This window comes from Micromonospora globispora (genome assembly GCF_003857015.1).
Lineage (GTDB): Bacteria > Actinomycetota > Actinomycetes > Mycobacteriales > Micromonosporaceae > Micromonospora > Micromonospora globispora.
In genome coordinates this window covers 1-1,397 of record NZ_QGGF01000712.1, presented here as the reverse complement: position 1 = coordinate 1,397, position 1,397 = coordinate 1, and the positions used below count along the sequence as shown (strand labels likewise).

The following is a 1,397-nucleotide window of genomic DNA, read 5'->3' as shown; positions in this document are numbered from 1 at the left end:
GCGCTGGACGGGGCGGCGGCGGGTGCCGAGGCCGGCGGGCGAGCCTGGACGCTCTGGGCGCTCGGCCTGCTCGACCTCGGCCAGGGCCGGCCCGAGGCGGCGGTGGGCCGGCTCGCCGCCCTGCAGGAGAACCCGTACGCCCATCAGGTGTGCGCGTACCGGAGCGTCCCCGACCTGGTCGAGGCGGCCGTCCGCGCCGGGGTGCCCGAGCAGGCGGAGGCGGCGTACGCCCGCTTCGCGGCCTGGGCGGAGCGGGTGGCGCAGCCGTGGGCGCAGTCGCTGGCGTACCGGTGCCGGGCGCTGCTCTCCGGCGACGAGCAGGACCACCTGCTCGCCCTCAAGGTCGGTGGCCGCCCGTTCGAGCAGGCCCGCACCGAGCTGCTGTACGGCGAATGGCTGCGCCGGGCCCGCCGCAAGGCAGAGGCCCGCGGCCGGCTGCACCGGGCCCTGCACACGTTCGACCAGTTGGGCGCCACGCCCTGGGCGGCGCGGGCCCGCACCGAACTGGAGGCCACCGGACTGCGCGCCCCGCAGCCCGCCGCACCGGCCGCGGCCGACCTCACCCCGCAGGAGCTGCAGATCGCCCGGCTCGCCGCGCAGGGGCTGTCCAACCGGGACATCGCCGCGCAGCTCTTCCTCAGCCCCAAGACGGTCGCGTACCACCTCTACAAGGCGTATCCGAAGCTCGGCGTCACGAGCCGGACCGAGCTGGCCGCCCTGGGACTCTGACCGCCTGCCAACCGCTGAAAGAATTTTACCAGTGCGCGGTGAATGTCGGTATCGGCCGCCGGACTGATCCCTTTCGCATGCCCGACTGGCAGTATCGGCGGACGTTGCCAACGGGAGGATCAAAGGCTTCGTGAAAACCGCGCGGAAAGCAGTGGACAACCCGCCAAACAGCGACTCCGAAACCAACCTCACCAGGGAAAACAGTTCCTGGCTCATTGCCCGGGGGTTCATTCCCGACACCCGCCCACAGCGGATTCTGGCCCTGGCCACATTCGTCAACATGGTCGGCAGCGGCGTATTCATGGTGAGCGCCGCGCTGTTCTTCACCCGTTCCGTCGGGCTCTCGGTGGCGCAGGTCGGGCTCGGCATGGGCATCGCCGCCGTGGTCGGCCTCTTCGCCGGGGTGCCCGTCGGACACGTCGCCGACCGGCGCGGGCCGCGCGAGATCTACCTGCTGATGCTCTGCCTCCAGGGCGTCGCCATGGCGGCGCTGATCGTCGTCCACTCGTTCTGGCTCTTCGTGGCCGCGCTCTGCGTCGGCGAACTCGCCCGCGCGGCCGGCGCGGCGGCGCGCGGGCCCCTGGTACGCGCCGTCGGCGGCACCCAGCTCGCCCGGTACCGGGCGTACCTCCGCCCGGTCGCCAACCTCGCCGGCAGCGGGGCCGCCG

2 protein-coding genes are annotated in these 1,397 nt (G+C 73.2%); both read left to right on the top strand.

Annotation, left to right across the window (positions count from 1 at the left end; genetic code table 11):
- Positions 1 to 729, top strand: a 729-nt coding sequence (locus DKL51_RS32715) for a helix-turn-helix transcriptional regulator (protein ID WP_148097919.1), incomplete at its 5' end; no start/stop codon positions are given.
- A gap of 130 nt (positions 730 to 859) precedes the next feature.
- On the top strand, positions 860 to 1,397 hold a 538-nt coding region (locus DKL51_RS32710; RefSeq protein WP_260428761.1), incomplete at its 3' end, for an MFS transporter.